This window comes from Ginsengibacter sp., from assembly GCF_057362405.1.
Genome location: NZ_JBMQQG010000129.1, coordinates 1 through 20,585, shown reverse-complemented (window position 1 = coordinate 20,585; position 20,585 = coordinate 1). Strand labels below are relative to the sequence as shown.

Below are 20,585 nucleotides of genomic sequence, written 5' to 3'. Positions count from 1 at the left end.
GTTCTAATCATTGTGAGTGTTTCTGCATTCAATCCATTTATCACAACCCTGTTTTGTTTATTCATTGTTGTTAAAAATGCAATCTCAAATTTATTTTTGTCTTTGGTATTTGCGAGTAAATCAGGATCGGCAAAAAGCTTTTTATATCCATCCAATAAAATATTTTTTATCTCAGCGGTTCGCGGCGTGAACGATTCAATATTTATAAATATCTCTCCATAAATAATGTTCCATATTTTATCGGTGGTAAGAAAATAATATTTACACGCATTATAATAATTGCCTCCGTATGACGGATCTTCCTGTATGCCTTTTTCCCATTGTTTTATAGCACCATAGTCCTGTTTGCGCCAGAGCATCTCCCCATAATCATTGTATAACTGGCCGCTGTGCGGATAATCTTTAATAGCTTTTTTGTATAACTTTTCAGCTTCTTTATCCTGGCCCAAAGCCCGGTAAATAGTACCGCCAATCTGGTAGGTTTGGTCATCAGCATTATCTTTTTCCAGTAATGGCTTTATCGTTTCCAGTGCCTTTTGGTTTTCCTTCTGCAGATAATAATCGTAAGCAAGGTCTTTGGCAATTTCTATATTATTGGGCGACTGTGATAATGCCCTGGTTAAAATTAAAGAAGCATTGGCATAATCACCCTGTCGCATAAACGCTTTTGCGTTTTCATGAAGCTTCTCTACATCGTCAGATTGGGCAAAAGCAAAAACACATACGAGGAAAAAACAGCACGACAGCAGAATTTTTTTCATTCAATAAAGATAAAAATAGTTTTATGAGTAAACTGTTATAAAAGAAATAATGATTGGCAGTAGAATAAAGTGATATCAAATTAAGTGTGTAAATAAACCGTCTCTCAACTTAGGCTCAAACCAGGTGCTTTTCGGAGGCATTACATTCCCGCTGTCAGCAATATCGAACAATTGCTGAATAGTTACCGGATAGAGGCTGAAAGCAACTTTCATCTCTTTACTATTTACTCTTTTTTCCAGTTCTTTAAGCCCTCTTATGCCTCCAACAAAGTCAATTCTTTTATCAGTACGCTGGTCTTTTATTCCAAGAACAGGTTCCAGTAAATTATTCTGCAAAATAGTAACGTCCAATATTCCAATAGGGTCAGTAGAAAATGTACCGTCTAAGGCCGTGAGTTTATACCATTTGCCATCAATGTACATTCCAAAATTATGAGGGTGTGTTGGCGCGTACGCTTCTTTCTCCTTTTCTACTGTAAAGCTTTTATTAATCCTATCGAAAAATTCTTCATTTGATAAACCATTAAGGTCTTTTACCACCCTATTGTAATCCATTATCTTCAATTGACTGGCAGGAAATAAAGTAGTAAGAAAATAAGTGGCCTCTTCAGAATCTGCCATTTGATATCTAACCTTTGCCGCAGATGCTGCACGGTGATGCCCGTCTGCAATGTATGTGCAGGGAACTTTTGTTTTAAAAATTTTTGTGATAGTGTTTATAATACCTTCATCGCTGATAACCCAAACGCTGTGCTGGACAGCATCGGCAGATATAAAATCATAAACAGGACTTTTTTCGGCTTTCCATTTGTCAATAATATCAGTTAACTCATCAACGTCCCTGAAAGCAAGAAATACGTTACCGGTTTGCGCCCCGGTTGTTTTTATATGTGCGATACGGTCAGCTTCTTTTTCGGGCCTTGTAAATTCATGTTTTTTAATAAGGCCGTGTTCATAGTCATTCACCGAACTGCAGCAGACAAGGCCAGTCTGGCTTTGGTTATTCATTACAAGCTGGTATATATAATAACAAGGTTTGCTTTCGCTGAAAAGAACCGGCCGGCTTATAAAGGCATCAAGATTTTCTTTTGCTTTCGTGTAGACTGCCGCACTGTGTACATCCACATTTGCAGGAAGATCAATTTCGCTTTTAGTAATATGTAAATATGAAAACGGATTTCCTTCTGCTTCAATTTTTGCTTCTTTACTGCTTAAAACATCGTAAGGTTGTGAGGCAACCTGTTTAGCAAATTGTGCCTCTGGCCGAAGTGCTTTAAAGGGAGAGATTGAAATCATTGGTATTAATTATAACGGGTGTTCATCGTACACGGAAAGCCGGCAAATATATACAATCGAAGATGATTTTAGATTACGGGTAATTATTTTTAGATTTTATATAGTGATAAGAGAGATTTAATGATCCTTTTCAAACTCGCTCATAACATCAATAAGGTATGCCACGCTGGTTATCGGCAGTGCATTATACAACGATGCCCTGAAACCGCCAACAGATCTATGCCCTTTCACGCCATAGATTCCTCTTTGTTCAGCAAAATCAAGAAACTGTTTTTCAAGAGAGGCATCCTTCATCACAAAGCATACATTCATCTTACTCCGGTCTTCCCTTGCGGCAGTGGCTTTAAAAAGAGCGCTGCTGTCAATTGCATTATAAAGCATTTCAGCTTTTTGATTATTAATTTTTTCAATTGCGTCTATGCCTCCCTGTTGTTTTAGCCATTGAAGTGTAAGCAAAGAAACATATACTGCAAATACCGGAGGCGTATTGAGCATGCTTCCCTCTTTTATATGGTTACGATAATCCATTATTGTTGGCAATGCACGATCTACCTTGCCGAGAATATTTTTGTTTACTACTACGAGATTTACGCCGGCAGGCCCCATATTCTTTTGCGCTCCTGCGTAGATCAATGCAAATGAATTAAAATCTCTTTGCCGGCTAAAAATATCACTGCACATATCTGCAACCAGTGGCACACTCCCATTAGGAATGCTTTGCCATTGCGTTCCATAAATTGTATTGTTGGTGGTAAGATGGAAATATTTTGCGTTAGCAGGAACACTGAAATTTTTAGGGATATAATTATAATTAGCGTCTTTTGAACTGCAAACAACTTCCACCTTTCCATAAAGTCTGGCTTCTTTCAGCGCTTTAGTGCTCCATACGCCGGTATCAGCATAAGCAGCGGTTTCATTGTCATTAAGCAGGTTCATCGGCACCTGCATAAATTGCGTGGAAGCGCCACCATGTAAAAATAAAACTTCATGATCGTCATCCAGTCCCATTAGTTCTTTTACCAATGATCTTGCTTCATCCATTATAGCCTGGAACGCTTTGGTACGGTGCCCCATTTCGAGAATAGACAATCCGGTATTATTATAATTCAATACGGCTTTTGACGCTTGTTCAAAAACAGTTTTTGGAAGCACTGAAGGCCCTCCATTAAAATTGTGAATTAACTTTCTTTCCGTTATAACATCTTCCATATCTGTTGTCATTGATAAAAAATTAGGCTGCAAATTTAGGAAAGTATACGGGAAAAGGCCTCAGGTATGAGATATGGGCTAAATAATATTTTGAGGGGCTGGAAAACTTTGAAAGAGAAAATTCAAATTTACTTTTAAATTGATCTGTTGCATTTTTGCATGGGCTAACTATATTTCTTCAAACCTTAGTAGAAAAGTATATCCATAACTATCGCTACCTTATTACCTTATTTTAATGAGGCTTTTGAAAAGGCTGCAAGGTTTTTTGATAATGTTTAATAAACGATTCGTACTCTTCGGCAAAAGTTATTTTGCGATGGTGTTCAGGTTGGTTGAGAATGTATTTACAAACTTTATCGACATCAGATTTTGAAACAGAAAATGCCGAAGCAGTTTCTTGCCAGGCAAACAGATTTTCACATAATTTATTTTCATTTATAAAGCGCTGTGAGCTTTCGGCAATAATAGATGCCAAATTCTCTTCTGACATTTTTGCGGAACGCGATGCCGGAAAATGGACATGCTCCGGATTAGCATAAATGGCATATAAATGTGAATCATTATTATTCACTATGCCAGTGATGTATTTTTCTATCCGGATCCTGTTTTTTTCTAAGATAACAGGCAGTCGATGCAAGGTGGTAACAATAAAATGGGTGTATAAATTATGATATTCTATTTTCATTTTCATTAGATATAAAGAATAAGCTAATAAGGTTGAAGACTTGAGATAATGTATTTTCTACTAAGGTTTGACAAATTAGAAAATTAGTTAGAATTTATTTATAAATGATTCCCGAACCTAATATCGTTCCAGCGGCCTGGCGCAAAAGGAATGTGAATCGGCGTAAATAAATTTTTTCTCTTGCCTATTCTGTACTGTTTTAGACATTGATTCTACTCTTCTATCCCTTTAATTTTTCCACTTTGCCACTTTCCATTAAGGTCCTCAAAATCTTTAAGGTCGGTTTGCGAGAAATTTTGTGTTACCAGTCCCGAAAGATCGGGCTGGCCAGCATTTACCCATGCAGTATACCAAAATGATGCTATTGCGAAAATGGCTTGCCTCATCCTATGCTCCACCATTCCATTAAGTTTTTTATTATAGGCTTTTGTATAATCAGAAGAGTATTGCCTGACAAGCACATTATTTCTATTTTCAAAAGAATATTTTTTATCCGGCGGAAACGCTGCAGATAATTCCTTTTCAATCAACAATACGGAATCGGCTTCTCTGCCGCTTTCCAATACCCTGTCCCAGATAAAAGCTCCCGGACTCTTTATATATTCCGCATTGCCAATAAAAAAATCAAATTGTTTATCGGCCAATAATTCCGGAATCCTGCTTTCCCAAAACGCATGAATCCCCAGCTGGTTGGTCAGTTGTCCATTATGATTGCTGCTGGCGTGCAATGGAACATGTGCATCTGCAATATAATGCCCGATCTCAGCACTGTTTTTCATTATCGACGAAAAATTTTTTTCTCTAAATGCTTTAGTTAATCTTGTTAGCATTATCTGAACATGCCAGGGCACAATACCATTTGCTATAACAGTGTCTTCAGTAAATTTAGCAACTGCATCTTTGTAACTATGCGGCAGGTCAGGATATGGATATGTTCCGTAATGATCAATGTCAATATAATGTCTTGAACCTTCAGCTGCTATGGCATACCTCCGCTTATCCGGATCAACGGCATGCTCCGTTAAAAATTCAATATTGGGCTTATACAAAATCATCATTTGCGGAGGCAATAAAAAAACGGCGAGATAGTTTATCTTTTTATGTGCATAAAATCCCCAGCAATAACTTTTTGGGGAAACAGTTATGAGGCATATAATAAAAAGAAATTTTTTCAACGCTAACAATTTTAATGAACGATTTAATTCATCAATTCATCTCCAGCAGTTTCTGTTCCGGTTTCAGTTACGCCGCCGCTCACCGCAAACTTCATGGATTGAGTAGCGCTGATGTTGGTAATAGGTCTCACTCTTTCTTTCGGAATAATATAAACATTTCCGGCCACTGAATAAGCCATAGGTAAATACACAGCTACATAATTTTCCATGCCAAAGCTACTCATATCATCCTGCGTAATAAAGCCTACACGCCACACATCTGTGTCATCAACATTAGCCAGTACACTTTTAGTGAATTTTTTTTTATTTCCCGCAAACGCTTCGAAAAAATCGCGGATAAAAGAATAAAAAAGTTTGATGCCTGGTGTTCTTTCCAGGAACTTATCCATTACAGACAGTATCCTGCTCATTACAAAAAAGGAACTCAAGTACCCTGTTGTGATGATAAAACCGATAATTATTATAAACCCAATACCCGGGATATTTATCACGGGCCTCAGGATATTATCGATCTTATCGAAAATTTCGTAGATAAAATATATAGTGATTGAAACCGGGCCCAGAATAAGTAATCCCTGTAAGAAATATTGGATGAATCTCTGGTAACGTACTGATTTAGGCATAGAATAAAAAATTAAAATTAAAGGTAAGTTTTGTGCCGCTCATCCTGAAAATTTCAACCTTAATAAAAAAATAATATAGGAAACTTTGGCAACTAAAATAGTTTCCATAGTTTTGCGCCCCATGGAGGTTAAAGAAAGAATAAAACAAAAAGCAGATGAATTATTCCGCAGGTACGGAATAAAATCAGTTACAATGGACGAAATAGCCAACCAGCTTGGCGTGTCAAAAAAAACAATCTACCACTCGTTTTCTGATAAAAATGAACTGGTAGATGATGTAATTGCGGACATGCTTCAGTTCAATAAAGAATGCTGCCAGGATTACAAAGCAAAGTCCCAAAATGCCATACATGAAATTTTCATGGCGCTGGATATGTTGCAGGTAATTTTCGATAACATGAACCCATCGATACTGCATGATATCGAAAGGAATTATCCACTTACCTATAAAAAATTCAAAGACTATAAATACAAGTTTCTGTTTGACCTGGTGAAGGAAAATATGGTAAGAGGAATAGAGGAAGAGTTATACCGGCCGGAAATTAATATTGATGTGCTGGCTAAAATTCGCCTGGAGACCATGATGCTGCCTTTCGACGAGCAACTATTTCCTAAAAATAAATTTTCGATGGTATTCCTTCATCAGCAACTAATTGAGTTTTTCTTATTTGGAATAGCCAGCCTCAAAGGATATAAGTTAATATTAAAATATCAAAAAGAAAGATTGAACAAAACTACAGTACAATGAAAATGAAAATAATTTTTGAAATAATTATTAGCTTTTTGCTTTGCGGTGCAGGCCTTAATGCTCATTCCCAACAAACCGAAGCCCCAACTATAAATGCGTTCAGCGCAAAACAGGCTGTGGATTATGCATTGAAAAATGCTGTGCAGGTAAAAAACGCTTTAATCGATATTGAATTGCAAAAGCAGGTAAATAAGGAGGTTACCGCCGCCGCCCTGCCATCAATTACCGGAACCGGGAGTTTAAACTACAATCCAAATGTGGCCGTTCAAACTTTTCCAAACTTTATAGCCCAGGGCACCTATGGTGTATTAATAGCCAATAATGTGAAAGATGGAAATGGCAATCCTATTACCGCCCCGGCAGATTATGGATTGATCAACGCCGCCTTTGGAGCAAAATATGCACTGAGTGGTGGCATCGATCTAAAACAGATTTTATTCGACGGGCAGGTTTTTGTAGGACTCCAGGCAAGAAAAGAAACGATCCATAATGCTGAACTGGCCGCTGATGTAACCAAAGAACAAATAAAAGCCAATGTCTATAAAATTTATTATCAACTAGTGGTGGGGCAAAGACAAATCGGGACGATAACGGCAAATATTGACAATTATGAAAAATTGCTCCACGATACTAAAGAGATTTACAAAAATGGGTTTGCTGAAAAACTTGACGTAGACAAAGTACAGGTGCAACTGAATAATTTAAATACCCAAAAATTAAAAGCTCAAAATCAAATAGACGCCGGCCTTGCGGGTTTAAAGTTCCTGATGAATATGCCACAAAAAGACAGCCTGGTCCTCACCGATACCCTGTCTGACGAGGAACTAAAAGCCGGCATTCTTGATGAAGCATATAATTATGAAAACAGGAAAGAATACCAACAGCTTGAGTCAACAATAAAACTGGGTGAATACAACGTAAGAAGATATAAGCTAAGTAAATTGCCTACTTTGACTTTGTCTGCTAATTATAGCAAAAGTGCGCAAAGACAACAATTTGATTTTTTCAAAGGGCCCTATTTCACTTCTTCGTTTGTTGCACTTCGGTTGAACGTTCCCATTTTTGAGGGCGGAGCGAACAATGCAAGAATTGCTGAAGCAAAACTTTCGCTTTTAAAATACAACAACAGTCTCGACCAGTTAAAATCAGCCATCGACAACGATGTTACTCAATCGAGAATTAATATGAAATCAGCTTTAATAACAATGGACAGCCAAAAGAAAAATACCGAGCTGGCTCAAAATGTATACAACACAACAAAATTAAAATACGACCAGGGCCTTGGCAGCAACCAGGAAATTAATACTGCGCAAACGGACTTAATAACGGCTCAAAATAATTATTACAGTTCACTGTACGATGCAATAATTGCAAAAATTGATTTCTTACAGGCCGCCGGAAAACTTTAAAAACTACAACTCAACGATCTAATTAATTTAAATACCATGCAAAAAATAACAAGACTAAGTTTGATGATCATCTTTATAGCCGTTGCTTCATCATGCGGTGATACCAGTAAAAAAGATGACAGCCTTAATGACAAAAAAGCTTCATTGGAAAAACTTAAAAAAGATAAGGCTGATCTTGATGATAAGATTGCATCCCTGGAAAAAGATATTGCCAAACTCGATACAAGTGCTGCAAAAAAAGAAGATGCAAAATTAGTTGCTATAACTCCAGTTACATTGCAGGACTTTAAACATTACCTGGACCTGCAGGGTGTTGTTGACTCCAGGAGTATTTCTTACATCACTCCATCGAACCAGGGTGGACAAATAAAAGCCATATTTGTAAAACAGGGTGACCAAATACATAAGGGTCAATTGGTTTTAAAATTAGATAATTCGGTTGCGGTTGAAAATGTAAACGCAGCCCGCCAGCAAACGGGAAGTGTAAAGGCCCAACTTGATCTTGCCAAATCAATTTATGAAAGACAAAAAAACCTTTGGGATCAACACATCGGAACTGAAGTGCAATTGCTGCAGGATAAAACTAATGTAGAATCCCTGGAGAACCAGTTGAAAACTCTCCAGGCACAGGTAGCTAGTGCACAAGCTTTAGCCAACCAGGGCAACGTTTATAGCGACGTAAACGGAACAGTTGATGATATAACTGCACACGTCGGCGAAACATTTAACGGCAATCCACAGCAAGGCGGTTATATAAGGATTGTAAACAAAAGTGATCTCAAAATAACTACCACCGTGCCGGAAAATTATGCAACGAGGATAACAAAAGGAACTCCTGTGGAAGTTGAAGTTCCCGATGTAAACAAATCGTTCAATACAACTATTTCATTTATTAGTCAGTCAATAGGCACCACCACAAGAGGGTTTGCCGCAGAGGCAAAAGTGCCTGCAGGCATGCTTTTAAGGCCTAACCAAATTGCCCTTGTGAAGATTCTGGATTATTCAGCTCCTAACACACCGGTGATAAATGTAAACACTTTGCAAAACGATGAAGAGGGAAAGTTTGTGCTGGTAGCTGCAAAGGAAGGAGATAAACTAATTGCCCGGAAACGTAAGGTTGTAATCGGGCAGACATACGGAGATCAGGTTGAAATTAAACAAGGCTTACAAGCCGGCGATCAGTTGATAACCGAAGGTTACCAGGCTATTTACGACGGACAATTGATAACCACTAAGGCCGCATAATCACTGAATACCATCTGATAAAAATATCAAAGTAAATTTTATGAGTGTAATGGAAAATTTAACGGAAAAATTTAAGGAATTTAAGCCAACGAGTTGGTCGATAAAAAACAAAACTTCCATTTACCTGGTGATCATTTTTGTATCGCTGATTGGTATCTACCAGTTTGCAACGTTGCCCAAAGAACAGTTTCCAGATATTGTTATACCCACCATCTTCGTTCAAACAACCTATGTAGGTAATTCACCGAGGGATGTTGAAAATCTTGTTACCAGGCCCATTGAAAAACAGTTAAAAGGTATTACCGGCGCTAAAATAAATAAGATCACCAGCACGTCATTGCAAGACTTTTCTGCTATCACCGTTGAGTTTGAAACAAGTGTTGCCAAGGAGGTAGCGCTGCAAAAAACAAAAGATGCCGTGGATAAATCAAAAATAGATTTACCTACAGACCTTACGGAAGAGCCCAAAGTGCAGGAGATAGATTTTAGCGAACAGCCCATTATGTTTGTAAACATCAGCGGTGATTACAACATGATTGCTCTCAAGAAAATTGCTGATGATGCGAAAGATAAACTGGAAGAAATATCGCAGCTTACACGTGTTGATATAGTTGGCGCACCTGAAAGGGAATTCCAAATTAATGTAGACAATTACAAAATGCAAAGCGCCAATGTAACTTTTGATGACATTGCCAATGCAGTAAAGCAGGAAAATGCTGACATCTCGGGGGGATTACTCGATGTTGGAACAATGAAAAGAACCTTGCAGGTGAAAGGCCAGTTTAAAAATGTATTCGATATTCAAAAAATAATTATCAGGAACACAGGTGGTGCTCCTATTTACTTAAAAGATATTGCCGATATAAAAGATACAGTTAAAAACAGCGAAAGCTATGCCCGTTTAAATGGCAAAAATGTGGTTACCCTCAGCATTGTGAAACGTTCCGGCGAAAACCTTATTGAAACTTCGGATTTGGTGAAAAAAACAGTTGAGGAGATGAAAGGAAATATTTTCCCAAGTAACCTTGATGTAGTCATCACCGGCGACAGAAGTATTTCTACCCGTACTTCATTCAACGACCTGGTAAATTCAATTGTTATCGGTTTTATTCTCGTATTGCTTATACTTATGTTTTTCATGGGTGTAACCAATGCATTCTTTGTGGCCTTGTCCGTTCCATTGAGCATGTTCGTTGCATTTTTATTTTTGCCGGTAGCAAGTTTGATCACAGGTTCCGATGTTACGTTAAACTTCATGGTGCTTTTCGCCTTATTATTCGGTCTTGGAATTATTGTGGATGACGCTATCGTTGTTATAGAAAACACCCATAGAATTTTTGTTGAAAATAAAGGGAAGCTGTCCTCCATGGAATCGGCAAAAATGGCTGCCGGAGAGGTTTTCGTGCCGGTGCTATCGGGAACACTTACAACGCTTGCTCCTTTCTTCCCCTTACTTTTCTGGCCGGGAATTATTGGTAAGTTTATGATCTACCTGCCGACGATGCTCATATTTACATTAACTGCTTCGTTGATTGTGGCGTTCATTATGAATCCCGTTTTTGCAGTTGATTTTATGAACCACCCGGATGATATTGGAACCAAAAGAAAATCTGGCGTATTTAAACGACCGGCGTTTTGGTTAACGATGTCTGCCGGGATTATTTTCGATCTTTTGGGTGTACCATTCCTGGGCAATATTCTTATTTTATTATCTATATTGGTTGTAATAAACACCTATGTTTTTGATGACTTAATTCATAAGTTTCAAAACAAAGCATTGCCTGCCATCATGCACCGTTATGAAACACTTTTAAAATGGGCGCTCAGCGGTTGGAAACCCGTATGGCTACTATTGGGAACATTTGGGTTGTTGATATTCTCAGTAGTACTTTTTAACCTAAGAAAAGTTCCGGTTGTTTTCTTTCCGAAAGGAGATCCAAATTTTATTTATGTCTATTTAAAACTACCCGTGGGTACCAGTGTCAATTACACCGATTCCGTTACCAAAGTGCTGGAGAAGCGGGTAACTCATGTTCTTGAACCGAATGGCAAGCCCAATCCCGTTGTTGAAAGTATAATTTCAAATGTCGCAGTGGGCGCATCAGACCCAAGTAGCGGCGACAATAGTACACAGCCCAATCTCGGCAGGGTGCAGGTTTCATTTGTTGAATATGCAAAGCGGGATAATAAATCAACAGCGCCGTATCTTGATTCAATAAGAAATGCCTTGAAGGGAATACCCGGGGCGCAAATTGCCGTGGCGCAGGAAGCATCAGGGCCTCCAACAGATCCGCCAATAAATATTGAAGTACAGAGTGAAGATTTTAATAAACTTACATCAACGGCTAAAGCTTTAAAATCTTATCTGGACAGCCTGCAAATACCCGGCGTGGAAGAATTGAAAATGGACGTCGATCTTACCAACCCGGAAATTACACTTACGGTTAACCGTGAGAGAGCGATGACAGCTGGTGTTTCAACCGCACAAATAGGTCAGCAGTTACGCACTGCATTATTTGGACGGGAAGTTTCTAAAATAAAAGATGGTGAAGATGAATATAAAATACAGTTGCGCAACAGCGAAGTGCAACGGCAAAGTCTTTCAGAATTATTAAATACAAAAATTGTGTTTCGCGATATCGCCGCTGGTGGAGCTATTAAACAAATTCCGATAAGCACTTTAGTGGATGTTGATTATACAAGTACTTACGGAAGCATAAAAAGGAAAAATGTAAAACGTGTCATCACTTTATTTTCGAACGTGCTTGACAAGTATACACCAACGGAAGTGAATGCTCAAATAAAAACAGCAATTGATAACTTCCCAAAATTGCAACCAGGTGTTACCATCACACAAACGGGTGAAGGTGCACAACAGGCAGAGACGGCAGCTTTCCTTGGAAAAGCCCTGGTAATGGCACTGATGATTATACTTTTCATTTTAGTGGTCCAATTCAATTCCGTAAGTAAGTCGGTAATTATTTTAACTGAAATTGTGTTTAGTGTTATTGGCGTGCTGCTCGGCTTTGCCATCACAGGCATGCAGGTATCCGTTGTAATGACTGGTTTGGGAATCGTTGGCCTTGCGGGAATTGTTGTGAAGAATGGAATCCTGGTAATTGAATTTGCCGATGAATTACGGGCAAGAGGAATGAAGACGAGAGAGGCCGTAATTAAAGCGGGAAAAACAAGAATTATTCCGGTTATGCTTACGGCACTGGCTGCTATCCTTGCCTTAATACCGTTAGCAATCGGGTTCAATATAAATTTTGTTACGTTGTTTGCTAACCTGAATCCTCATATATTTTTCGGCGGAGATAGTGCTCAATTCTGGAAGCCGCTTTCATGGACTATTATTTTTGGGTTGGCTTTCGCATTTTTTATGACGTTGATAATGGTACCAAGCATGTATATCATTGCTGAAAGATTAAGGCGACCAATGCGCAGGCAATATGGTGGCAAATGGATTTCAATGTTAGGTATTCCTCCCCTGACCTTTATATTTATGCCATTGATGCTGGTTACCATGTTTATTCACCGCGGTGAGGCAGCAAGAAGAAAAAGAAAGATGGGAAATAAATACGATGAAAGATGGACCGGTAGCTGGTTCTAAAATAAGTAAAATTAAAATTGTGTTCACCTGCAGGAGAAAAATTCCTGCAGGTTTTTTTATTGTTAAAAATACAGGTACTTAAAGCAGGCAGAAATTTTTGAAGTAGCACGCCCACAAGAACGTTTCACGTACTTTTGGGAAATGACTACCGGCATCAAACGACAAGGGATATTAATAATAAATAATGGATAGAATCAAAATTGCCACAGCACAGTTTGAGCATAAGAGCGGAGATAAGAATTTTAATTTAAATAAAATAGAAAGTCTTTGCGAAAAAGCCGCCCGGGATGGAGCCGTTGCAGTTGCTTTTCATGAATGTTCTATAACCGGCTACACGTTTGCAAGGCGTCTTTCAAATGAACAAATGCTGGAACTTGCAGAATATATTCCCGGCGGTGATAGTATTACAAGGCTTACCGAAATAGCCGCCAAATATAACATTGCTGTTTTAGCGGGCCTTTTTGAAAAAGATACAGACGAAAAGATTTTCAAGGCATATGTGTGTGTTGATAAAAACGGCCTGATTGCGAAACATAGAAAGTTACATCCGTTCATCCATCCTGCTATTACTCCCGGTAATACCTACACGATATTTGAATTACACGGATGGACATGTGGAATACTTATTTGTTACGACAATAACATAATTGAAAATGTAAGAGCCACTAACCTTCTTGGCGCCGATATCATCTTCATGCCACATGTTACCATGTGTACGCCGTCACCAAGGCCCGGCGCCGGCTTTGTGGATCCTGCGTTGTGGAAAAATAAGAACAATGATCCAGACTCATTGCGGCGTGAATTTAATGGTTTGAAAGGACGAGAGTGGCTAATGAAATGGTTGCCTGCAAGAGCTTACGACAATGGGCTCTACGCTATATTTTCCAATGCCATTGGTATGGATGATGATCAATTAAAAAATGGTTGTTCTATGATTGTCGATCCTTTTGGAGATGTAATAGCGGAATGTAAGAACCTGGGGGATGATGTGGTAACTGTAACTTTAGAAAAAGAAAAATTAATAAATGCAGGAGGCTACAGGTACAAAAAAGCAAGGCGGCCTGAGTTATACAAAGACATCATTGGCAAACCAAATAACCCGGAACAAAAAGTTGCCTGGTTAAATGTCCAAAGCAGTTCAATAATTGATTCGTAAATTTTAAATCACTAATTATGAAAGTATCAAGAAGAAAATTTCTCATGAATGGTTCGTTGTCTGTTGCAGGAACAATGCTTTTACCAAAAAGTTTTTTTGGTATGAAATCTATTGTCTCTCCGGCGACCGACCACATAATCGGTATTCAATTATATACAGTGCGTGATGATATGAAAAAAGATCCACTGGCCACATTGAAGCAGTTGGCGGCAATGGGATACAAAAATGTAGAGCACGCTAATTATATCGATAGAAAATTTTATACTTATTCGCCGACGGACTTTAAAAAGATCTTAGACGACCTTGGTTTAAAAATGCCCAGTGGCCATACTGTAATGGACAATACCGATTGGGATAAAACAACTAATGATTTTACGGATAAATGGAAGCAAACTGTTGAAGACGCTGCCACCGTTGGACAACAATACGTAATAAGTCCCTGGCTCGATGAAAGCCTTCGGAAGAATTATGATGACCTGGTAAGTTTCCTTGATGTGTTTAACAAATGCGGCGAGCTGTGCAAAAAATCGGGTTTAAAATTTGGCTATCATAATCATGATTTCGAATTCAAATATTCTCTAAATGGCAAACAGATCTATGATATCATATTAGAGAAAACAGATCCAAATCTTGTGATTCAGCAGATTGACATTGGCAACATGTATGGAGCCGGCGGAAGAGCACTGGATATTATAAAAAAACATCCCGGCAGGTTTAAAAGCATGCATATAAAAGATGAGATCAAATCAACCGGCAAAGGTGAGATGAACGATAATTATGACAGCACTATTTTAGGCAAAGGCATTCTACCCGTGAAAGCGATTCTTGATCTTGCCAGGAAATCAGGGGGTACCAAAGAATTTATAATTGAACAGGAATCCTACCAGGGCAAGACACCTTTGGAATGTGCTGCAGAAGATCTGAAAGCATTGCAAGATTGGGGTTACTAATTGCAGTTTGAAGTTTATCACGCTATAATTTACCGTGACTAAATAACTGAACGAATCTTTATTAACTGGATGCGTAGCAATAGCTATTGTAATGAATAAAATTTGGTTGAGGCATAATATTTTTAGCCTGATCCCGTTTATATTGTTAATTAAGTATCCAAAATCCTCAACCTATGATCGTCAAAGAAATCGTGTGCGAACTTCTCATTGCTGCCCACATCATCATGTACCTTCAGCCAAGAATTAAAAAGCTTAAACTTTAATGATTTTTAATTAGATTAGAATTCTTCTTAATCTTTATCTGCTCCCCCGTTTTTTTATAAAAGTGGTTCCGTATTTGTAGTACGGCAAATAATTTTTATCTAACACTAAATTATTTCAATGCCTACAGAACAGTATCACGAACCAGCCAGTGAATTATCCGCTAAAACAAGAACATTTGCCAGAATGATAACAGGGCTAATTGAGGAAGCCGATGCCATTAACTGGTATGAACAAAGAATAAGTGTCGAAAAAGACAAAGATGCAAAAGCGATAATGATCGATGCACAAAAAGAAGAGTTTAAACACTTCAGCATGGACCTAGAATTTCTATTGAGGCAAAAAGAAGACTGGAAAACGGTACTCATCAATATAGTGGGGAAATCGGGCGACATCGTAAAAAATGCTGAGAAGGCCGAAAAGAAAGTTGATTAAACTATTCATATTTTGTTTTCCGCAAGTTGCATTTCCTTCAAAACGTTTTGAATTCTTTCATTGAGGCTATCGAACTGCGTGTATCCCTGTGCGATATGGTAAAACTTTGTTTCACCTGTTTGAATGAAAACTGCGGGAAATCCGTCCACATTTAATTGTTTGCACAAGGCAAATTCATAATGGGCCTGCTCTTTATATTCTTCCTCATGTAACATTCCATAGAAGTCCCCGGCATCAATATTATATTTTTCGAGAAGCAAACGATAAGATTCATCATCGGTTAAATCGCGGCCTTCAAAGTGCAAAGCATATTGAAGGTCTGCTGCAAAACTCACTTGTTGTTCGGGCAAGAATTCTTTGAGAACACAAAGAGCAATGGCAGGCTTTTCTGAATTGGGAAACCAGTCGCTTTGATCAGGATGCTTTATGTGCCATAAATAATCTTCACCAAATTTAGCGCCGGTTATTTCTTCTACCCGTTTGTAAGCGCCTTCAATATATTTCGCCGTAGCACCTATCGATACAGGTTCTTCTGGTAATATCATTCCGCCCGAAAGCACTTCGAATTCCAGTTTCGTCTTATATTCTGAAAATATTTTTTTAATCACTTCACTAAATCCATAACACCATCCGCAATAAGCGTCGTAGCAATATATTAATGTTGGTTTCATTTTCTACCAGTGGCTTTTTTATTGTGAATTGCAGTCTGACGGCTATGGCCGTGCCGACCGCAATTCGCGAAGATACTTATCAATATATTCATCTTTCTTTTTAAGCTTGTATTGCATAATGAATCTTGGATGCGGGAGAGGGACAATTTTGTCAAAAAAATTCATTTCGCTATTGAGGCGGGTAAGGTAGGCTGCGTTCTTCCCTTCACCGAAACAAAAAACGGTATTGGTTCTGATTCCAAATTTCAGCTGTTGCTGCAGGCAGGTAATTACAAATCCCTTTATGTCGTTTTCCAGTTGCCGGTCATCATAATAATTCAAATTTTTATTATCTTTCGTAAAACCTAACGGGGAGATAGACGAAATATAAAAACGGTCATAAAACATTGTAGAGCCGCCAAAAGCCCGTATCACTTCATAAACAAATACAGAACTTAATTCCTGTTTCTTTTGAAAATCATTCTCAATACCACAAATGTTCTGCAACCTTATAGGATCCGTAAAAGGAATACCGGTAATACCGCCGCCAAATCTTCCGGGATTGATTCCTAATATTAAATGACGGTGATTATTATCATTATAATATTTACCGTAAAATTTATTACATAGATCAAATGTCGTCTTGTCTTTAAATGGATTCATTACCGTAACCCCCTCGGGCACCGCCATGTTTAAATCCAGGCTTTTAAAAAATGAAAGAATCTTATTCGAAAAGGTCATGAGGCTTTTTTCAATCCGGGATCAGGGGCGTTTTTTACAGCATTAAACTTTTCATCATAATCATTACGGATGGTGTGTATCCACCGATCCCACCAAAGAAAATACAATCCATAATTTCCTTTGAAGTACTGGTGATGCAGGTTGTGGTTTACGGAAGTATTGATCCATTTCCCGATTTTGCTTTTATTGAAACCTTTGGGATATAGTTCATAACCTAAATGGCCATACACGTTATAGACGATCATGAACAAAAAGAATATGGCCAGGTGCAACGGATGTATCGGCATAGTAAAAAGGAACAATGCGAGAATGCCCGCTTCCACAAAAGCTTCCAACGGGTGAAAAGAATAAGCAGCCCATGGAGACGGATTGGTGGAATAATGATGCACAAGGTGAAAAGACCGGAATAATAACTTATGATGCATCAACCGATGGGCCCAGTAAAAATAGGTGTCGTGTATAACCAGCATCAATGGAAAGACAAGAAAAAAATAAAGCCATCCATGTTGGCTGATCTTAGTGTAGAATAAAGTGTGCGACCTGATGGCCGGCACCCCGAGAATAAAAAAAGTCACCAGTGCAAAAATGCAAATAGTGATAATAGAATAGCCAATCTCCCTCGCATAGTCCTTAATGCGTGGCGCTCTGCTTTGAATTTTCTTATACCGGATTTTTTTGCCGACCAGTAAATAAAATATTATAAAAGCGATACCCGCAACAAAGAAGTAACGTCTGCCGATATTTTCAATATAAAAAAAATAACGCGTCAAATGCATACAATTAATATAGTTTAATGCGCTTCCAGCCAGTTGTCGCCAACACCTATTTCTGCGTCTGCGGGAACACCGTTAGGCAACAACAAAGCGTTTTGCATACACTCAATAATAATAGGTTTTATTACTTCCACCTCACTTTTATGGGCATCAAAAACCAATTCATCATGCACCTGCATAATCATTTTCGATTTGAATTTGTGTTTTTTGAACTCATCATGAATTTTTATCATGGCTAATTTAATCATGTCGGCTGCCGTGCCCTGAATCGGGGAATTAATAGCATTTCGTTCGGCATAACCGCGAACAGTAAAATTGGAAGAATTGATATCTTTCAGCCAGCGCTTACGGCCCATCAGCGTTTCTACATAACCGTTAGATTTACAAAACTGTATGGTTTCATCCATATATTTTTGAATGTTGGCAAATTGCTTCTTATAATTATCAATGATTTCTTTTGCTTCCGTTCTCGAAATACCAAGATTTTCTGCCAGGCCAAAAGCTCCCTGTCCATAGATGATTCCAAAGTTTACACTCTTGGCCTTGTACCGCATTTCTTTGGTAACGTCAGTTTCATCAACATTAAAAACTTTAGCCGCCGTTGCGGTATGAATATCTTTCTTTTCCTTGAAAGCGCCACACATAGCCGGGTCAGCGCTAATGGCCGCAACAATGCGTAATTCAATTTGCGAATAATCTGCAGAAATTACAAGGTGATCACTATCACGCGGGATAAAAGCTTTACGTATTTCACGGCCTCTCTCTGTTCTTATGGGAATGTTCTGGAGATTGGGGTTGTTACTGCTCAGCCTTCCTGTAACCGCAATCGCCTGCCCATAGCTTGTATGTACCCGTCCCGTTTTTTTATTTACGAGCAATGGTAATGCATCAACATAAGTTGATTTTAATTTAGTAAGCTCACGAAAATTTAAAATGTCTTCAACGATAGGATTATCTTTTGCAAGTTTCAGCAATACATCTTCTCCGGTTGAATGTTGCCCACCTTTTGTTTTTTTTCCTTTATTCAATTGTAGCTTTTCAAATAAAACTTCTCCCAATTGTTTTGGCGAAGCGAGATTGAATTTAATTCCGGCCTGGTCATACACACTTTGCTCGCATTTAGCGGCGGCAGTTTCCAGTTCTTTTGAATAAACATTTAAAAAATTCATATCCACCTTTACGCCCTCGTGTTCCATATCGGCCAGTACTTTTACTAACGGTGTTTCCACTTCATAAAAAACTTTTTCAACCTGTTTCTCTTTTAAATGCGGAACAAAAACATTCTTCAATTGCAAAGTAATATCTGCATCTTCAGCCGCATATTCCTTAGCCTTTTCAACATCCACATCCCGCATGTTTCCCTGCGTCTTTCCTTTTTTCCCGATTAATTCTGAAATTGACACAGGAAGATAACCGAGGTACTGGGCGCTGAGCAAATCCATATTGCGCCGGCCTTCGCTTTCAATTACATAATGCGCCAGCATGGTATCAAAAATCTTTCCTTTCAATTCAAAGCCATACCATTTCAATACCAGCATATCATACTTAATATTCTGGCCAACCCATATTTTCGATTCATCATTAAATAAATCTTTAAAATGATTCAAGATGTGAATCACTGTTTCTGCATCATCAGGGCAGGGAACATAATACCCCTCGCCTTTTTTATAAGAAAAACTCAGGCCTACCAGTTCCGCTTCGTTTGCGTCGATATTGGTTGTTTCCGTATCAAATGAGATTTCCTTCTGAGTTTTTAATTTATCTACGAGATCATTAAGTGCATCATCACCTTCAACCAAATAATAATCATGCAGTGTGTTATTAATATTTTTTTCTGCGGCAAGTCCCGCCTTTTCCTCTTTTACAATTTTTTCTTCTTCGGGCTTTGGTGATGGCACGTCCATGGCATTGCCAAAAAGATCAGTTTGTATCACCTGCTTTTCTACAACAAAGACATTGTATTCATCGCCCAAAATTCTTTTGCCTAACGTTTTAAATTCAAACTCCGCAAAAAGATCTTTTAATATTTCTGTATTATACGCTTTTACACTAAAGTCTTCTTCATGAAACTGGCAAGGAACTTCTGTTATAATCGTTGCCAGCTTCTTACTCATAACAGCGGCGTCTTTACCGGCTCTTATTTTTTCGCCTAATGCACCTTTAATATTATCTGCATCCGCAATTACATTTTCAACCGTTCCATATTGGGCTAGCAATTTAGCAGCCGTTTTTTCGCCGACGCCGGCAATACCTGGTATGTTATCAACAGCGTCGCCCATCAATGCAAGAATGTCAATAACCTGGCTTACACTTTTGATTCCCCATTTTTCACAAACTTCTTTCGGCCCCATTATTTCAAACTTTCCTCCCTGGTAACCGGGCTTATAAATATTTATGTTTTCGGTAACCAATTGGCCAAAGTCTTTGTCGGGCGTTACCATAAAGACCTTGTAGCCTTCCTTTTCAGCCTGTTGTGCTAAGGCGCCAATGATATCGTCGGCCTCATACCCGTCGCATTCAACAACCGGTAAATTAAAGCCTTCAATTATTTTTTTTATATCGGGTATAGATGCTAATAAATCTTCAGGGGCGTCCTGCCTGTTAGCTTTGTATGCCTCAAAATCGGTGTGCCTTTCGGTGGGCGCCCACGTATCGAAGGCCACGGCAAGATGCGTTGGTTTTTCTTTACTTAACAAATCAAATAGTGTATTCGTAAATCCAAACTGGGCATTCGTATTTTTCCCCTTGGTGGTAATTATCGGGCTGCGAATAAGCGCATAGTATGCACGATAAATGAGCGCCATGGCATCAAGCAAAAAAAGTTTTTTCTCCATATAGCAAATGTAAAACAAAGG

The 20,585-nt window shown here is 38.5% G+C and carries 17 protein-coding genes; 7 read left to right on the top strand and 10 right to left on the bottom strand.

Annotation, left to right across the window (positions count from 1 at the left end; translation table 11 throughout):
• The 6 genes from ACO1O5_RS10680 to ACO1O5_RS10655 all read right to left on the bottom strand — a co-directional run.
• On the bottom strand, window positions 1-761 hold a 761-nt coding region (locus ACO1O5_RS10680; protein ID WP_486270037.1), incomplete at its 3' end, for a tetratricopeptide repeat protein.
• Window positions 762-836: 75 nt separating this feature from the next.
• Complete coding sequence (locus ACO1O5_RS10675) at window positions 837-2,057, bottom strand: DUF1015 domain-containing protein (protein ID WP_486270035.1); 1,221 nt, start codon at window positions 2,055-2,057, stop codon at window positions 837-839.
• Window positions 2,058-2,174: 117 nt separating this feature from the next.
• The gene (gene serC, locus ACO1O5_RS10670) at window positions 2,175-3,278 is read right to left on the bottom strand and encodes a 3-phosphoserine/phosphohydroxythreonine transaminase (protein ID WP_486270033.1); all 1,104 of its coding nucleotides are present in this window, start codon (window positions 3,276-3,278) and stop codon (window positions 2,175-2,177) included.
• A gap of 220 nt (window positions 3,279-3,498) precedes the next feature.
• Window positions 3,499-3,951, bottom strand: a complete 453-nt coding sequence (locus ACO1O5_RS10665) for a transposase (protein ID WP_486270031.1) — start codon at window positions 3,949-3,951, stop codon at window positions 3,499-3,501.
• Window positions 3,952-4,163: 212 nt separating this feature from the next.
• Complete coding sequence (locus ACO1O5_RS10660; RefSeq protein WP_486270030.1) at window positions 4,164-5,126, bottom strand: zinc dependent phospholipase C family protein; 963 nt, start codon at window positions 5,124-5,126, stop codon at window positions 4,164-4,166.
• 23 nt (window positions 5,127-5,149) lie between these two features.
• On the bottom strand, window positions 5,150-5,749 hold the full coding sequence (locus ACO1O5_RS10655) for a DUF502 domain-containing protein (RefSeq protein WP_486270029.1): 600 nt from the start codon (window positions 5,747-5,749) through the stop codon (window positions 5,150-5,152).
• A gap of 85 nt (window positions 5,750-5,834) precedes the next feature.
• Between ACO1O5_RS10655 and ACO1O5_RS10650 the strand changes: the two genes are divergently transcribed.
• The 7 genes from ACO1O5_RS10650 (at window position 5,835) to ACO1O5_RS10620 (ending at window position 15,566) form a co-directional block, all read left to right on the top strand.
• Window positions 5,835-6,497 (top strand): TetR/AcrR family transcriptional regulator, encoded by a 663-nt coding sequence (locus tag ACO1O5_RS10650; RefSeq protein WP_486270027.1) that lies wholly within the window; start codon window positions 5,835-5,837, stop codon window positions 6,495-6,497.
• On the top strand, window positions 6,494-7,906 hold the full coding sequence (locus tag ACO1O5_RS10645) for a TolC family protein (RefSeq protein WP_486270025.1): 1,413 nt from the start codon (window positions 6,494-6,496) through the stop codon (window positions 7,904-7,906). The genes ACO1O5_RS10650 and ACO1O5_RS10645 overlap by 4 nt, the downstream gene beginning before the upstream one ends.
• Window positions 7,907-7,942: 36 nt before the next feature.
• A complete protein-coding gene (locus tag ACO1O5_RS10640) occupies window positions 7,943-9,151 on the top strand; it encodes an efflux RND transporter periplasmic adaptor subunit (protein WP_486270023.1) in 1,209 nt (402 codons plus the stop codon).
• A 40-nt stretch (window positions 9,152-9,191) separates the two neighbouring features.
• Complete coding sequence (locus ACO1O5_RS10635) at window positions 9,192-12,764, top strand: efflux RND transporter permease subunit (protein ID WP_486270021.1); 3,573 nt, start codon at window positions 9,192-9,194, stop codon at window positions 12,762-12,764.
• A 184-nt stretch (window positions 12,765-12,948) separates the two neighbouring features.
• Entirely contained in the window at window positions 12,949-13,920 is a 972-nt protein-coding gene (locus tag ACO1O5_RS10630) for a nitrilase family protein (RefSeq protein ID WP_486270019.1), read from the top strand.
• Window positions 13,921-13,937: 17 nt separating this feature from the next.
• On the top strand, window positions 13,938-14,870 hold the full coding sequence (locus tag ACO1O5_RS10625) for a sugar phosphate isomerase/epimerase family protein (protein WP_486270017.1): 933 nt from the start codon (window positions 13,938-13,940) through the stop codon (window positions 14,868-14,870).
• A 381-nt stretch (window positions 14,871-15,251) separates the two neighbouring features.
• Window positions 15,252-15,566: a ferritin family protein gene (locus tag ACO1O5_RS10620; RefSeq protein WP_486270015.1), complete on the top strand. Its 315-nt coding sequence runs from the start codon at window positions 15,252-15,254 to the stop codon at window positions 15,564-15,566.
• A gap of 5 nt (window positions 15,567-15,571) precedes the next feature.
• On the opposite strand, the gene ACO1O5_RS10615 is transcribed toward ACO1O5_RS10620, so the two are convergent.
• Genes ACO1O5_RS10615 through polA form a run of 4 tightly spaced genes read right to left on the bottom strand, consistent with a single transcriptional unit; the run spans window position 15,572 to window position 20,564 of the window.
• Complete coding sequence (locus ACO1O5_RS10615; protein WP_486270013.1) at window positions 15,572-16,237, bottom strand: DsbA family protein; 666 nt, start codon at window positions 16,235-16,237, stop codon at window positions 15,572-15,574.
• A 42-nt stretch (window positions 16,238-16,279) separates the two neighbouring features.
• Window positions 16,280-16,957 (bottom strand): uracil-DNA glycosylase family protein, encoded by a 678-nt coding sequence (locus ACO1O5_RS10610; RefSeq protein WP_486270011.1) that lies wholly within the window; start codon window positions 16,955-16,957, stop codon window positions 16,280-16,282.
• Window positions 16,954-17,727 (bottom strand): sterol desaturase family protein, encoded by a 774-nt coding sequence (locus ACO1O5_RS10605; RefSeq protein WP_486270009.1) that lies wholly within the window; start codon window positions 17,725-17,727, stop codon window positions 16,954-16,956. Before ACO1O5_RS10605 ends, ACO1O5_RS10610 begins: the two co-directional genes overlap by 4 nt.
• A gap of 20 nt (window positions 17,728-17,747) precedes the next feature.
• Window positions 17,748-20,564, bottom strand: coding sequence for a DNA polymerase I (polA, locus tag ACO1O5_RS10600; protein WP_486270007.1), 2,817 nt, complete (start codon window positions 20,562-20,564; stop codon window positions 17,748-17,750).
• Window positions 20,565-20,585: the final 21 nt, after the last annotated feature.

What these genes read in the sequence shown, in the direction of transcription:
- ACO1O5_RS10620 (WP_486270015.1), top strand. Translation starts at nt 15,252, where the DNA reads ATGCCTACAGAACAGTATCACGAACCAGCCAGTGAATTATCCGCTAAA.
- ACO1O5_RS10635 (WP_486270021.1), top strand. Translation starts at nt 9,192, where the DNA reads ATGAGTGTAATGGAAAATTTAACGGAAAAATTTAAGGAATTTAAGCCA.
- ACO1O5_RS10625 (WP_486270017.1), top strand. Translation starts at nt 13,938, where the DNA reads ATGAAAGTATCAAGAAGAAAATTTCTCATGAATGGTTCGTTGTCTGTT.
- ACO1O5_RS10610 (WP_486270011.1), bottom strand. Translation starts at nt 16,957, where the DNA reads ATGACCTTTTCGAATAAGATTCTTTCATTTTTTAAAAGCCTGGATTTA.
- serC (WP_486270033.1), bottom strand. Translation starts at nt 3,278, where the DNA reads ATGACAACAGATATGGAAGATGTTATAACGGAAAGAAAGTTAATTCAC.
- ACO1O5_RS10615 (WP_486270013.1), bottom strand. Translation starts at nt 16,237, where the DNA reads ATGAAACCAACATTAATATATTGCTACGACGCTTATTGCGGATGGTGT.
- ACO1O5_RS10655 (WP_486270029.1), bottom strand. Translation starts at nt 5,749, where the DNA reads ATGCCTAAATCAGTACGTTACCAGAGATTCATCCAATATTTCTTACAG.
- ACO1O5_RS10640 (WP_486270023.1), top strand. Translation starts at nt 7,943, where the DNA reads ATGCAAAAAATAACAAGACTAAGTTTGATGATCATCTTTATAGCCGTT.
- ACO1O5_RS10645 (WP_486270025.1), top strand. Translation starts at nt 6,494, where the DNA reads ATGAAAATGAAAATAATTTTTGAAATAATTATTAGCTTTTTGCTTTGC.
- ACO1O5_RS10665 (WP_486270031.1), bottom strand. Translation starts at nt 3,951, where the DNA reads ATGAAAATAGAATATCATAATTTATACACCCATTTTATTGTTACCACC.
- polA (WP_486270007.1), bottom strand. Translation starts at nt 20,564, where the DNA reads ATGGAGAAAAAACTTTTTTTGCTTGATGCCATGGCGCTCATTTATCGT.
- ACO1O5_RS10675 (WP_486270035.1), bottom strand. Translation starts at nt 2,057, where the DNA reads ATGATTTCAATCTCTCCCTTTAAAGCACTTCGGCCAGAGGCACAATTT.
- ACO1O5_RS10630 (WP_486270019.1), top strand. Translation starts at nt 12,949, where the DNA reads ATGGATAGAATCAAAATTGCCACAGCACAGTTTGAGCATAAGAGCGGA.